The sequence below is a fragment of the Agromyces sp. NPDC055658 genome (assembly GCF_053618155.1).
Genome location: NZ_JBSHHD010000019.1, coordinates 56844 through 69593, shown reverse-complemented (window position 1 = coordinate 69593; position 12750 = coordinate 56844). Strand labels below are relative to the sequence as shown.

The following is a 12750-nucleotide window of genomic DNA, read 5'->3' as shown; positions in this document are numbered from 1 at the left end:
CCACACCGCGCGCGCCCGGCGGGCGGGGGGGGGGGGCCGCGCGCTCGCCCGCGCCCCCCCCCCCCCGCCGGGGGGGGGGGGCCGGGGCTCCGGGGGGGGGGCGGCGGGGGGGCGCCCCCCCCCACGACACTGACGGTCCACCCCGCGCATCGTCGCCGCACCGTGCCAGCATGGCTGGATGACGACAGTGACGGTGCGTCCGATGACCCGGACCGAGTTCGACGAATGGCAGCTCGCGATCGCGGGGGAGTACGCCGAGGAGCAGGTCGAGGCGGGCCGCTGGCCCCGCGAAGGCGCCGTGCAGCGGGCCATCGAGGAGAATGCCCGGCTGCTTCCCGACGGTCTCGAGACCGCGCGCATGCTCATCCTTCGCGGCATCGACGACCATGACGAACCCGTCGGTCGCGCCTGGGTCGGCCTCGACCACCCGCGAGGCGCGCCGGGCGTCGCATTCCTCTACGACATCGAGATCCTGGAAACCCGCCGGGGGACCGGACTCGGGCGAGCCCTCCTCGAAGCCGTCGAACACGCGACGAGAGCCGCCGGCGCGGAGGCCCTGGAGTTGAACGTGTTCGGGCGCAACACGGCGGCGATCTCGCTGTACGCCTCGGCCGGCTACGACGTGGTGACGCAGCAGATGCGCAAGACGTGGTGAGTAGCGGTCGGCCGCCCGTCGTCCCCGTCGGGTGCTAGCTCGACGGGTCGTACTGGAACGCACGCACCTCCTGGGCGCATCGGCATGCCGTCGCGATCTTCGCAGCCCATTCCAGCGCCGACTCGTAGGAGGGGAGCTCGAGCACCGAGTACCCGCCCTCGAGCTGCGTCGTCTGCGGATAGGTGCCCTCGGTCACCGTTCCGTCGGCCGCGACCATCACCGGCGGCAGACTCTCGTCGATGCCGCCCCCGAAGACCCAGACTCCGGCGTCCTTCGCCTCCTGCACGACCGCGTGCGCGGCATCCCCGACGGCTTGCAGCTCGCCCTCCTCGAGCACCATTGCGGCGCTGGGGAATGAGATCAGGTACTTCGTCATCGGTTCGACTCCTCTCATCGCCTGACGGAGCTCGAGACACTCCGGATCGACGAATGCTCTTCGAACGAGGCGGTCTGCAGGCCGCCGAGCAGCCCGAGCGTGGATGCGGTCTCCACCGCCTCAGCCCTGCTCGATGCATCGAGCTTGCGGAAGATCGCGGACACGTGGCTGCTGACGGTGTTCCTCGAGACATAGAGGCGCTTCGCGATCTCCGCCTGGGTGAGGTAGGTCTGGAGATAGGGGAGGACGCGCTGCTCGGCGACCGTGAGTGCGGTCGACGGAGCATGTCGGCCGAGACGCTCCCGCTCGTCGACGGCGCGCGCGGCCGCCGCCACGCGCGCATCCAGGGCCTCGCGGCCATCACGCGGCGGCAGGATCTCATCGATCTCACGCGACAGCATCCGCGCGGCCTCGATGTCGCCCACCTGCAGGTTCGCGTGAATCAGGAAGAGCCTCGTGGGGATGCTGATCAGGGGGACCGCGCCCATGCAACGGCCGCGCTCGGACATCGCCAGCGAGAGGAACTTCTCACCGGCGCTCCGGCGACCAGCGTGCAGTGCGGTGTAGGCCGCAGCGGCATGCGCGTATGCGCACATGATGTACCCGTCGATGTTGCCCGTCTGGATCGCGTCGAGCGCCCGCTGCACGTGCGCGTCTGCCGCCGCCCAGTCGCCGCCGTCGATGGCGAGCTGAGCGAGTTCGACCTCGCACATCACGATCGTCGCGGGGTTGCCATGGGCCTCGGCCGTGTGGATGGCCTCCATCAGCACCTCGCGGGCACGGCCCTCGTGCCCGGTGTGGAGCAGGGTGCTCCCCAGGATCTGGAGCGCGGGATCGCGCCACGGGCTCTCGACGGGTTCGGCCCGGACTGCGAACTCCGCGTCCTCGAGGGCCGCGTGCATTCCGTGCTTCATCGTGATGGCCCGGACCATGGCTTTCGCCGACACGAGATCGATGCCATCGACCCGAGGGGCATCGTCGGGCATGCTGCCGAGCAGCGACGCCCACTTCTGGGCGGCGGCGTCGGTGCCGGAGAGCAGCGAGTACCACGTGACGACCACCACGGCGAAGGGGTTCGCGAGGAGGTTGGCATCGCCGATCTGGCTGATCCACCGGCCGAGGGTCGTGGTTTCGCCTGCGGTGTAGGTGTTCAGGGCTGCGAGCGCCACGAGCGAGGACGCCGTCGCGAAGTCGCCTCCCGCGATCGCGTGGTTGATCGCTTCCGGAAGCAGGCCCTGCTCGTGGCACCAGGCAGCCGCCCTCATGTGCAGGCCGCGAACGGTCGGCCCGGCGTCGAGATGGAGTTCAGCCTGCAGGTACTCGGCGAACAGCGGATGCAACCGATAGGAGCGACGCTGGGGATCCGCAGTGATGAACAACTGACGCGCTTCGAGATCTCGGAGAATGCTCGCGGAGTCGGAGCGCTCGAGCACCGCGTCGCACATCGCGGGAACGAGCGGTCGCAGGATCGAGACGGAGACGAGGAACCGGCGGATGTCGTCGGGCAGTTCCCGCATGCATTCGCGGTAGAGGTAGTCGGCGAGCAGATCCTGGCCGCCGATCGAGTCCAGCGGCCGGCTCCGCGACAGGAGCGCGCACATGTGCAGGCCCGCCGCCCACCCGCCGCTCTGCTCGACCCAGCTCGTGAGCGTCTCGGGGGAGACCTCTGCACCGGCGACCTCGGCGATCCTGGCTGCTCCCGAGAGGTCGATCCGGAGGTCCTCGGCGGTGACGTGAGCCGCGGACGACGCCACACGTCCGCGCGCGAATGCGGCGGGGCGGTGGCGGCTCGCCAGCACGACCTGCGACCCCGCCGGTACGCCCGTCAGCACGACGTTGAGCGCGTCGATCGCGTCGAGGGAGGTGAGTGCGTGGGTGTCGTCGAGGAACAGCACGAACGGCTGATCGCATCGGGAGAGGGCGCGCGCGAGCACCGGTGCGATCCGGCCCAGCACGCCACGATCGGCCGTCGAGACCTGCTCCTCGAGCGATGCCGCGACCGGGGTGAAGGACGAGCAGGCATAGGTCAGGAGCCGGATGAGCGCGGCGGGATCGTCGTCGCCGTCGCTCAACGTGAGCCAACCGGTGGCTCGGTCCTCGAGCTGGAGCCATTCGGCGAGGAACGAGGTCTTCCCGTAGCCTGCGGGCGCCGTGACGGTGACCAGCCTGGCGGGCCCGGAGCGCACGTTGCCGATGAGGTTCTCGCGGCGCACGAAGCTCGGGTCGAAGTCAGGACCAGTGGTCTTGACCTCGAGGATCAGTTCCTTGAGTTCGCGCTCAGCGGCCGCCATCTCTCGTCTCCCCATCGACCAACGTCAGCAGTGAACTCGCGCCCGAGGCGCTGCGTCGGATTCAGATACTACCGATCCACGGGGCGGTGCCGCGCCACGCGTGCGCCACACGGACGGGGTCGTCGTGGGGCATTCGGCTGCCTGCTACAGAGCGGACCCGATGGGCGACCAGTATCGGAGGGAGACGAGCAGGCGTGAATTCGTCCAGTCCGACGCGGGCCCCAATTCGGACGCAACGCACACCGAAAGCAGGTTGAGGGTCGGCGAGAGCGTGCACCGTTCGGACTCGATCCCCATGTCCTCCGCGAGCTGTCGTGCCGACTGGCCCTCGGGTGGATCGATGTTGAGTTCCGTCCAGCACCCACCGGACGCGCAGTTCTTCTCACTGGTGAGAAGCGTCGCGCCCTCTGGGATCGCCGGGCCGAACGATGCGGGTGGCGCACTTCCCTCCGTGACGAACAGATGGCTCACCGCGACATGCATCAACCAGAACGCGATGAGGACGGCAGCGGCGACGCCGAGCACGACCGAGATGGTGATACGTCGCGCGGTGACCGCCGGTTCCGATGTCTTCATCTGACTCCCAGTGCTCATCGACGGTGTCCAGGGCTCCAAGCGGAGCGGATTCGGCGATCCTGTCATCGAAGCGCCCCAGCGTGCTCGAACCCGTCGAGCTATCCGGCAGTGAGCGCTCCCGGCGAGCCATGGGGGAGTGGATGGTGAGGACCGACCGCGCGAGGGAAGAAGGCCTCAGCGGATCGCGTTGGATCTCGATAACGTCGCGCGGAACCGATGCTCATGAGAATGCCTCACTCAGCGAGAGGTCCAAAGGCGACAGTTCGCCTACGTCGTAGTGGTCGAGTAGCCGTCCGTCTTCATCGACGTCGCCGCGCGATGCTCATGCCCGCGCAGGAGCAAACCGACCATGAGTTGTCGCGACTGAGCGCACAGGATGCGCCACGGGTAGGTGGTCTGCTTCACCAGAGCTCTCTTATTCCGACATAATGTGCATTATCGGCGCAATACGGAGCAGCATGGCCGTCGGGCTTCAGTCCCGCGGCGCCAGGCCGGTCAGCATGCGTGACAGCACCGACCTCAGCGATTCGAGCTCGGCCGTATCGACGGCCGTGAACAGCTCCCCGGCCACGGTGCTCGTCTGTTGCTGCACGGCCTTCAGGGCTCGGTCGCCGTCGTCCGTCAGGTTGAGAATCGTCACGCGCCGATCTGTCGACGACGGCACCCTGGTGACATAGCCGAGCCGCTCGAGATCGTCGACGGTTCGCACCATGCCCGTCTTGTCGGTGCTGAGCCGCGCCACGAGGTCGCGCTGCGTCTTCACGCCGTCTCGGATCATGAACATGACCGACGCGTGCCGCGTCGTGAGATCCAGCGGTTGCAGGGCGGCGTTCAGGCGTTGCGTCGCGGCCGTGTACACCTGGTGGAACAGCAGTCCGACCTCGATGGCGGCGCGCGCCCCCGCTTCGCTCATAGTTCGAGTCTCCCCCGAAGAAGATCCAAATGCAATAGATCCAAATGGATCCAGTTGATAGGCTGCGGAGCATGTCCCGACTCGATGACGGTTCCGGCCACGACCGTCTGTGGCCCCTGACGCTGCTCCGCTTCTCGCTCGCCCTCACCTCGGTCTTGCTGTTCGGGCAGGCCGTGTCGGCGGGCCTGTTCATGGGCGGCGTGCCTGTCGCATTCGGATTGCACCGTGAGATGGCGACGGTGTCGGGCGTCGCGCTGATGGTCGCGATCCTCGCGACGATCCTCGCCCGCGCACTGAGTCGTGCGCCGCGGTGGCCGATCGCCGCGACGATCGGGCTCCTCGCGCTCATGTCGCTGCAGGCGTTCGCGGGGTTCCGGTCCCTCGTGGCGCTGCACGTGCCGCTCGGTGTGGTAGTGATCCTGCTCAGCGTCGCCTTGACAGTCTGGGTCTGGCGGCGGATGCCTCGGCAGCAACCGAATCGCGAGGACGATCGCGAAGGTCCCGAGAAGGCAGCGGCGCGCGCCTCCGTGCGTATGGCACGCTCGAACAATGGATGACTCCGACGACTTCCCGCAACTCGCCCATGTCGGAGTCCATCCCGATGTGCTCGCGAAGCAGGGTGAGCGTTTCGACGCGCTCCTCTCCTCGCTCGGATGGAGCGAACCCGTCGACCTTCCTGCCGCGGCGCCGCACGAGGGTTGGCGCGTGCTTCGGCGAGACGGCGGCGCCGTGCTCCTCGGTGCTCCGGCCGACTCCGCAGCAGCGACGTGGTCGATTGCGAACCTTCCCGCCGAGCCGATGCGGGGCGGACAGGCATCGGTCCACCCCGACGTCTTCCCGCTCCGGCCGAGCCGACGCGAGCGGCGCGGCGGCCTCGTGCTGCGCTGGCCCGAGACGATGCGCACCGAGCCCGACATCGACGAGCTCGTGATCGACATCGTCAACGAAGGCGACGCACGATGGCACCCGACCGGCGACGACTTCCACGTCGCCGGCACGGTCTCCCGACAGGGTGTCACCGCCGGCGGCGTTTCCTTCGGCTACGTCGGGCGCCCGGATGCAGCGTTCGCGCTCGACCCGGGCGAGTACGCGCGAGTGCGGGTGAACATCGGGTCCGCCGACTGGGACGACTTCCAGGCCGGTCGGTACGAGGTGCATGCCTGGCTCGTCAGCCTCGGCCTTCGCACGGCGGCGCCGTTGCCGATCGATCTCGACGCCGCGCTGATCGAGCGCCAGCGAGCCCGACATGCGCCCCGCCGCCCGCCGCCCGTGCCACGTGACCACCTGGACGAGCGACGTCAGATGCTTCGCGCCATGATCGCCACCCAAACCGACGCCGAGACGATCCTCCGCATCGTCGCCGATGCGGCCTCCGACGAAGCGGCGCGCCGCAGCATCGGCGAAGCACTCGGCTGCTCCGAGACCGCGGCCGACGCCGTGCTCGCGATGCAGCTGCGACGGTTCCGCCGCGGCAGCGCGGAATCGATCGCCCGCGAACTCGACGAGCTCGAGCAGCACATCGAGGGTCTCGGCGTCTGAGCCGGGGCTCGCAGCCGGAACCGGAGTGGCTGAGTGTCGCCCGCTCCCCCGCGTGCCGATCCGTCAGTCGTCCACTCGGATGCCCAGGTGTCGTGCCAGGTGGGGCGCGAGCAGGGCCGCCTGCATCGAGTCGATCGTCGCACCGCTGAGGCCGCCGATGCCGTCGATCACGGCGAGCTCGAGGCCGCGCAGGTCGACATCGCGCAGCCTCGCCCCGGTGACGTCGAGCGAGCGCAGGTCGCAGCCCTCGAAGGCCACCCGCTCGGCCTGCGCGTTGACGAGGTCGAGCTCATCGATCGTGCAATCGGTGAACAGGACATCACGGATCTCGGCACCGCGAAGGTTCACGTAGCCGAGCTTGCAGCCCACGAACCGCACCGCCCGCCATCGGTCGTCGTGGAACTCGACCGATCCGAGTCGCGATGACATGAACGAGACGTCGCGCAATTCGGCCAGCGGGGCCCTGAGCACCGGTGCCTCGAGCCGCTCGATCACGACCTCCGAGAAGGCGGCCGCGCGAAGGCGCGTCTCATGGGCGGCGACGCCGGTCAGCTCGCACTCGGTCAGACGCAGGCCGCCGAGATCCCGTTCGGCGAGGTCGAGCCCGCTGAACCGTCGCGCCTCGACGACCGCGCCGGCGACCAGCTCGCTCTCGTGACCGTCGTCGAGCTCACCGAGCAGGACCGGGTCGACGCGCGGCGCGACGGGATGCCTGGCCTTCGACGCCACGGCCGCTCCTCTCCGAACGAAGACGAATCAGGATGCCTCGGCGCCGACGTAGTCCGCGAGGTGTTCGCCGGTCAGGGTCGAACGGGCGGCGACGAGATCGGCGGGAACGCCCTCGAACACGATCCGCCCGCCGTCGTGACCGGCGCCGGGACCGAGATCGATGATCCAGTCGGCGTGCGCCATCACGGCCTGGTGGTGCTCGATCACGATCACCGACTTGCCCGAGTCGACCAGGCGGTCGAGGAGGCCCAGCAAGTTCTCGACGTCGGCGAGGTGGAGACCGGTGGTCGGTTCGTCGAGCACGTAGACGTCGCCCTCCTCCCCCATCGCGATCGCGAGCTTGACCCGCTGCCGCTCGCCGCCCGAGAGCGTGGAGAGCGGTTGGCCGAGCGTGAGGTAGCCGAGGCCCACGTCCTCGAGGCGACCGAGGATCTTCGCCGCCGCCGGGATCTTCGCCTCGCCGTCGGAGAAGAACACCCGTGCCTGCGCCACCGGCAGGTCGAGCACCTCGGTGATGTCGAGCCCTCCGAGCTTGTACTCGAGCACCCCGGCCTGGAACCGCTTGCCGCCGCAGTCCTCGCAGGGCGTCTCGATCGTGTCCATGAAGCCGAGCTCGGTGACGATGACGCCCGATCCCTTGCAGCTCGGACACGCGCCCTCGGAGTTCGCGCTGAAGAGCGCGGGCTTCACGCCGTTCGCCTTCGCGAAGGCCTTGCGGATGGGCTCGAGCAGACCCGTGTACGTCGCCGGGTTGCTTCGTCGTGAGCCCTTGATCGCGCCCTGGTCGATCGACACGACGCCGTCCCGTCGCGACACCGAGCCGTGGATGAGCGAGCTCTTGCCCGAGCCCGCCACGCCGGTGACGACGGTCAGCACGCCGAGCGGGATGTCGACGTCGACATCGTCGAGGTTGTTCGCGTCGGCGCCGCGCACCTCGATCGCGCCGCGCGCCGAGCGAACCTCCGCCTTGAGCGACGCGCGGTCGTCGAGATGCCGGCCGGTGAGGGTGCCGCTCGCCTTGAGCCCGTCGACCGATCCCTCGAAGCAGATCTCTCCCCCGCCGCTGCCCGCGCCGGGGCCGAGGTCGACGACGTGATCGCCGATGGCGATCGTCTCGGGCTTGTGCTCGACGACGAGCACGGTGTTGCCCTTGTCACGCAGCCGCAGCAGCAGCGTGTTCATGCGCTGGATGTCGTGCGGGTGCAGCCCGATCGTGGGTTCGTCGAACACGTAGGTGACGTCGGTGAGCGACGACCCGAGGTGACGCAGCATCTTGATGCGCTGCGCCTCGCCGCCCGACAGCGTGCCCGACGGGCGCTCGAGGCTGAGGTAGCCGAGCCCGAGGGTCACGAACGCGTCGAGGTTCGCGCTCAGCGCCTCGAGCAGTGGGCCCGCGCCCGGCTTGTCGAGGCCGCGCACCCACTCGGCGAGGTCGGTCACCTGCATGCGGCACGCGTCGGCGATGCTGACGCCGTCGATCTTCGACGAGCGCGCGCCCTCGGTGAGCCGGGTGCCGTCGCACTCCGGGCATCTCGCGAACGTCGCCACCCGCTCGACGAAGGCGCGGATGTGCGGCTGCAGGGCGTCGAGGTCCTTCGACAGCATCGACTTGGTGATCTTCGGGATGAGGCCTTCGTAGGTCATGTTGATGCCGCTGATCTTGACCTTGGTGACCTCGCCGTAGAGGAAGAGGTGCCGCTGCTTCTCGGTGAACTGCGCGATCGGCTTGTCGGCCGGGTAGAAGCCGGACTGCGAGAAGCCCTTCACCATCCAGCCGTCGGCGGTGTAGCCGGGCACCATGATCGCGCCCTCGTCGAGCGACTTCGACTCGTCGACGATCTGCGCGAGGTCGAGATCCGACACGGCGCCCCGGCCCTCGCATCGCGGGCACATGCCGCCGAGGTAGATCACGTCCTTGACGATCTTCTTCTCGCCGTGCGGGCCGGTCATCACCCCGCTCGCCTTCTGCGTGGGGATGTTGAACGAGAACGCAGTCGGCCCGCCGATGTACGGTTCGCCCAGCTTGGAGAAGAGGATCCGCAGCATGGCGTTCGCATCCGTCACCGTGCCGACGGTCGACCGGGGGTTGGCGCCGAGCCGCTCCTGGTCGACGAGGATCGCCGTCGTCAGACCCTCGAGCACGTCGACGTCGGGTCGCGGAACCGACGGCATGAAGCCCTGCACGAAGGCGCTGTAGGTCTCGTCGATCAGTCGTCGGGACTCCGCGGCGATGGTGTCGAAGACGAGCGAGCTCTTGCCCGACCCCGACACGCCCGTGAAGACCGTCAGCCGTCGTTTCGGCAGGTCGATGTCGACGTTCTTGAGGTTGTTCTCCCGGGCGCCGCGCACGCTGATGAGCTCATGGCGGTCGGCGGGATTCGGAACGGTCGTCTCGGTGGCCATGTGGTCTAGATTCTCACGGGCGCGAACGATGAGGCACATACCGGTCACGCTAGCTGCGGCATCCACCCCGGTGCTTCTCGATTCCTGACCGGTGCGCCTACGACACGGTCGTAGTTCGTCGCATCGCGACGCGCGCGTTCACATCCGATACTCAGGCGGGGTTCGGCAATAGCCTTGGCGGGCACGGTTCACCCTCAGAAAGGACATGCCATGTCTTCCACACAGCCGACCGGCTTCTTCGCCACGTTCTCGCTCGATGCCGCCGAGCTGTCGAAGTCGGCCATCAACACCGTCCGCACGACGCTCGGCATCAGCGGCGCCGTCGCGCTCATCGTCGGGCTCATGATCACGTTCTGGCCGAAGGACTCGGCCGTGGTGCTCACCATCATCCTCGGCATCTACCTGCTCATCGCGGGCATCGCCTACCTCGGGCTCGGCATCTTCTCGAAGGGCATCTCGGGTGGTGCGAGGGCGCTCGACATCATCCTCGGCATCCTGTTCATCATCGGCGGCATCTTCGCCGTGGCGAACCCCACCGAGAGCGCGGTCGTGCTCGGCATCTTCCTCGGCATCCTGATCGGTGTCCTCTGGATCGTCGAGGGCATCGTCGCGCTCGCGCAGCTCGGAGACGCGCCGTCGAAGGGCTGGGCGATCTTCTTCGGCATCCTGAGCATCCTCGCGGGCATCGTGCTGCTGTTCTCGCCGCTCTACGTCGTCGTGCTGTGGTGGATCATCGGCATCAGCCTCATCGTGCTCGGCATCATCCAGATCGTGCGCGCGTTCACCTTCGGGCGCGGCGTCACGGCCGCCTGAACCGAACGGGCGGCTCTGCCGCGCAGAAGAAGGCCGGCCCCGGGATGACTCGGGGCCGGCCTTCTTCGTCTCCGCCGTGGCGGTCGAGCTGGGCTCAGGCCTCTTTGGCGAAGCCCGAGATGTCGCCGACGTAGCGCGTGTTCTCGGCGGGGACGGGCTCGACGACGGCCGACGCGACCTCTGCGGCGAACTCGGCGACGTTGTAGAGACGGCCGGCGTCCTGCTTGCGGGCGTCGATCGCGCCGGGGTTCGCGCGCTCGAGGAGCGTCGCCGTGATGGTTCCCTCGATCATGTCGCCCGACACGACGACGAACTCGACGCCCGCCGCCTCGAACTCGGGCAGCTTGGCGCGGAGCGCGTCTTCGCCGGCGCGCTTCGAGAGGGCGACGGGCTCGTACTCGGGCATCGTCGGCGTCGTGCGGATGAAGTGCGCCTGGTGGCTCGTGACGAAGACGATGCGGGCCCCGTCGGCCAGGTGCGGCAGCGCGCCCTCCACGACGTTGACCTGCGCGTCGCGATTGAGGCGCATCGCATAGTCCTCACCGAGGCCGGTCTCCATGCCGCCCGACGCGTTGAGCACGAGCACGTCGATCGGCCCGAGCTCTGCAACGGTGCGCTCGAACATCGCCGCGACCGACTCGGGGTCGGTCAGATCGGCGCCGATCGCGATCGCGGTGCCGCCGCCTGCCACGATCTCGGCGACCACCTTCTCGGCGCGAGGCGCCTTGCTGCGGTAGTTGACGACGACCGATGCGCCGGCCGCTGCGAGGTAGCGGGCGGTGTCGGCGCCGATGCCGCGCGACGAGCCCGTCACGAGGGCGACGCGGCCGGCCAGCGAGCCGGGGGCGAGTGGATTGGTCACGGGGAGGCTCCTCGAGGTCTTGGCACCGCGAAGACGACGCGGCGCGGCCGAACCGAGACTATCAACTCCCCCATGCCGAGCCCGGCACTGCTAGTTTCGGAATGAGCCGACCGCGTGCGAAGGAGACCCGATTTGGATGTGCTGACCCAGTACGCGTGGATCGTCTGGCTGGTGCTGATCCTGGCATTCGCCACGATCGAGGTGTTCACCCTCGAGATGACTTTCCTGATGCTGGCCCTCGGCAGCGTCGCGGGCCTGCTGTCGGGTCTGTTCGGCATTCCGTGGTGGGCGCAGTTCATCATCGCCGCGGTGGTGGCGGTGGCGCTCATGCTCGTGCTGCGCCCGCCGCTGCTGCGGGCGCTCCGACGTGGCGGCGACCCGGCACGCAGCAACGTCGACGCCCTCATCGGGGCCGAAGGGACCGTGGTGCAGACCGTCGGCGACGCGGGCGGTCAGGTTCGGCTGCAGAACGGCGAGACCTGGACGGCGCGGCTCTCGCCCGCGACCGAGCAGGTCGACGTGCCGGTGGGCGGGCGGGTGCTCGTGACCGGCATCGATGGCGCGACGGCGGTCGTCGTGCCGGTTGAGAGGAGCACCCCCGAGTGATCGACCTGCCCACGATCATCGTGACGATCGTCGTCATCGCGATCGTCATCTTCGTCATCGTCGTCATCGCGCGATCGATCAGGATCATCCCCCAGGCCTACGCGGGCATCGTCGAGCGCCTCGGGCGCTATCACAAGACGCTTACGCCCGGCCTGAACCTGCTCGTGCCGTTCATCGACCGGCTGCGGCCGCTCGTCGACATGCGCGAGACGGTCGTGTCGTTCCCACCGCAGCCGGTCATCACCGAAGACAACCTCGTCGTCTCGATCGACACGGTCGTGTACTTCCAGGTGACCGACGCCCGTGCCGCGACGTACGAGATCGCCAACTACCTGGGTGCGGTCGAGCAGCTCACGACGACGACGCTGCGCAACGTCGTCGGCGGCCTCAACCTCGAAGAGGCGCTCACCTCGCGCGACAACATCAACGGCCAGCTGCGCGTCGTGCTCGACGAAGCCACCGGCAAGTGGGGCATCCGCGTCTCGCGGGTCGAGCTCAAGGCGATCGACCCGCCCGTCTCCATCCAGGACTCGATGGAGAAGCAGATGCGCGCGGAGCGCGACCGCCGTGCGCTCATCCTCACCGCGGAGGGCACGAAGCAGTCTGCGATCCTCACCGCCGAAGGCGCGCGGCAGGCTGCGATCCTCGAGGCCGAGGGCGATGCCAAGGCCGCCGTCCTGCGCGCGCAGGGCGAGGCGGAGGCGATCCTCACGGTCTTCGATGCGATCCACAAGGGCGACCCCGACCCGAAGCTGCTCGGCTACCAGTACCTGCAGATGCTGCCGCAGCTCGCACAGGGCGACGCAAACAAGCTGTGGGTCATTCCGAGCGAGCTCACCGAGGCGCTGAAGGGCATCGGCCGCGCCTTCACTCCCCCGGCCGCCGGCGCCCAGCAGGTGCCCGGTGCGGCTCAGCAACCGCCTGCCGCCCCGTCGACCGGCGAGCCCCGCCCGCCGTCGGGATCGTTCCCGCAGGCGTGAGGCCGGG

Annotated in this window: 14 protein-coding genes; 6 read left to right on the top strand and 8 right to left on the bottom strand. The window is 68.8% G+C overall.

Features of this window, described 5'->3' with window-relative positions; genetic code table 11:
* The first annotated feature begins 178 nt into the window (after positions 1–178).
* Positions 179–655 (top strand): GNAT family N-acetyltransferase, encoded by a 477-nt coding sequence (locus tag ACWGPE_RS10895; RefSeq protein ID WP_231431053.1) that lies wholly within the window; start codon positions 179–181, stop codon positions 653–655.
* A gap of 34 nt (positions 656–689) precedes the next feature.
* Here the strand turns inward: ACWGPE_RS10895 and ACWGPE_RS10890 are convergent, their stop codons facing one another.
* The 5 genes from ACWGPE_RS10890 to ACWGPE_RS10870 all read right to left on the bottom strand — a co-directional run bounded on the left by ACWGPE_RS10890 (position 690) and on the right by ACWGPE_RS10870 (position 4811).
* Entirely contained in the window at positions 690–1031 is a 342-nt protein-coding gene (locus ACWGPE_RS10890; RefSeq protein ID WP_231431052.1) for a YciI family protein, read from the bottom strand.
* Between the two features lie 14 nt (positions 1032–1045).
* Positions 1046–3322 (bottom strand): LuxR C-terminal-related transcriptional regulator, encoded by a 2277-nt coding sequence (locus ACWGPE_RS10885; protein WP_452048685.1) that lies wholly within the window; start codon positions 3320–3322, stop codon positions 1046–1048.
* A 144-nt stretch (positions 3323–3466) separates the two neighbouring features.
* Positions 3467–3898 (bottom strand): hypothetical protein, encoded by a 432-nt coding sequence (locus ACWGPE_RS10880; RefSeq protein ID WP_231431050.1) that lies wholly within the window; start codon positions 3896–3898, stop codon positions 3467–3469.
* Positions 3899–4165: 267 nt separating this feature from the next.
* Positions 4166–4303 (bottom strand): hypothetical protein, encoded by a 138-nt coding sequence (locus tag ACWGPE_RS10875; protein ID WP_452048684.1) that lies wholly within the window; start codon positions 4301–4303, stop codon positions 4166–4168.
* Positions 4304–4370: 67 nt separating this feature from the next.
* Positions 4371–4811: a MarR family winged helix-turn-helix transcriptional regulator gene (locus ACWGPE_RS10870; RefSeq protein WP_231431047.1), complete on the bottom strand. Its 441-nt coding sequence runs from the start codon at positions 4809–4811 to the stop codon at positions 4371–4373.
* A gap of 155 nt (positions 4812–4966) precedes the next feature.
* Here ACWGPE_RS10870 and ACWGPE_RS10865 point away from each other — a divergent pair, with 155 nt between their 5' ends.
* Positions 4967–5368 (top strand): hypothetical protein, encoded by a 402-nt coding sequence (locus ACWGPE_RS10865; RefSeq protein WP_452048683.1) that lies wholly within the window; start codon positions 4967–4969, stop codon positions 5366–5368.
* Entirely contained in the window at positions 5361–6350 is a 990-nt protein-coding gene (locus ACWGPE_RS10860; RefSeq protein ID WP_231431045.1) for a hypothetical protein, read from the top strand. Before ACWGPE_RS10865 ends, ACWGPE_RS10860 begins: the two co-directional genes overlap by 8 nt.
* 63 nt (positions 6351–6413) lie before the next feature.
* Here ACWGPE_RS10860 and ACWGPE_RS10855 read toward each other — a convergent pair whose 3' ends face one another.
* Complete coding sequence (locus tag ACWGPE_RS10855; protein ID WP_231431044.1) at positions 6414–7079, bottom strand: pentapeptide repeat-containing protein; 666 nt, start codon at positions 7077–7079, stop codon at positions 6414–6416.
* Between the two features lie 27 nt (positions 7080–7106).
* Positions 7107–9482 carry an ATP-binding cassette domain-containing protein gene (locus tag ACWGPE_RS10850; protein WP_231431043.1) on the bottom strand — a complete coding sequence of 792 codons (2376 nt, stop codon included), beginning with the start codon at positions 9480–9482 and terminating at the stop codon, positions 7107–7109.
* A 210-nt stretch (positions 9483–9692) separates the two neighbouring features.
* Between ACWGPE_RS10850 and ACWGPE_RS10845 the strand changes: the two genes are divergently transcribed.
* Positions 9693–10295 (top strand): HdeD family acid-resistance protein, encoded by a 603-nt coding sequence (locus tag ACWGPE_RS10845; protein WP_231431042.1) that lies wholly within the window; start codon positions 9693–9695, stop codon positions 10293–10295.
* A gap of 94 nt (positions 10296–10389) precedes the next feature.
* On the opposite strand, the gene ACWGPE_RS10840 is transcribed toward ACWGPE_RS10845, so the two are convergent.
* On the bottom strand, positions 10390–11157 hold the full coding sequence (locus ACWGPE_RS10840; RefSeq protein ID WP_231431041.1) for an SDR family oxidoreductase: 768 nt from the start codon (positions 11155–11157) through the stop codon (positions 10390–10392).
* Between the two features lie 138 nt (positions 11158–11295).
* Here ACWGPE_RS10840 and ACWGPE_RS10835 point away from each other — a divergent pair, with 138 nt between their 5' ends.
* Entirely contained in the window at positions 11296–11763 is a 468-nt protein-coding gene (locus ACWGPE_RS10835) for an NfeD family protein (protein ID WP_308191675.1), read from the top strand.
* The gene (locus tag ACWGPE_RS10830; protein ID WP_231431039.1) at positions 11760–12743 is read left to right on the top strand and encodes an SPFH domain-containing protein; all 984 of its coding nucleotides are present in this window, start codon (positions 11760–11762) and stop codon (positions 12741–12743) included. The genes ACWGPE_RS10835 and ACWGPE_RS10830 overlap by 4 nt, the downstream gene beginning before the upstream one ends.
* Positions 12744–12750 lie beyond the last annotated feature (7 nt).

Coding starts and splice junctions, on each gene's coding strand:
- ACWGPE_RS10895 (WP_231431053.1), top strand. CDS start 179: ATGACGACAGTGACGGTGCGTCCGATGACCCGGACCGAGTTCGACGAA.
- ACWGPE_RS10890 (WP_231431052.1), bottom strand. CDS start 1,031: ATGACGAAGTACCTGATCTCATTCCCCAGCGCCGCAATGGTGCTCGAG.
- ACWGPE_RS10870 (WP_231431047.1), bottom strand. CDS start 4,811: ATGAGCGAAGCGGGGGCGCGCGCCGCCATCGAGGTCGGACTGCTGTTC.
- ACWGPE_RS10885 (WP_452048685.1), bottom strand. CDS start 3,322: ATGGCGGCCGCTGAGCGCGAACTCAAGGAACTGATCCTCGAGGTCAAG.
- ACWGPE_RS10850 (WP_231431043.1), bottom strand. CDS start 9,482: ATGGCCACCGAGACGACCGTTCCGAATCCCGCCGACCGCCATGAGCTC.
- ACWGPE_RS10845 (WP_231431042.1), top strand. CDS start 9,693: ATGTCTTCCACACAGCCGACCGGCTTCTTCGCCACGTTCTCGCTCGAT.
- ACWGPE_RS10880 (WP_231431050.1), bottom strand. CDS start 3,898: ATGAAGACATCGGAACCGGCGGTCACCGCGCGACGTATCACCATCTCG.
- ACWGPE_RS10860 (WP_231431045.1), top strand. CDS start 5,361: ATGGATGACTCCGACGACTTCCCGCAACTCGCCCATGTCGGAGTCCAT.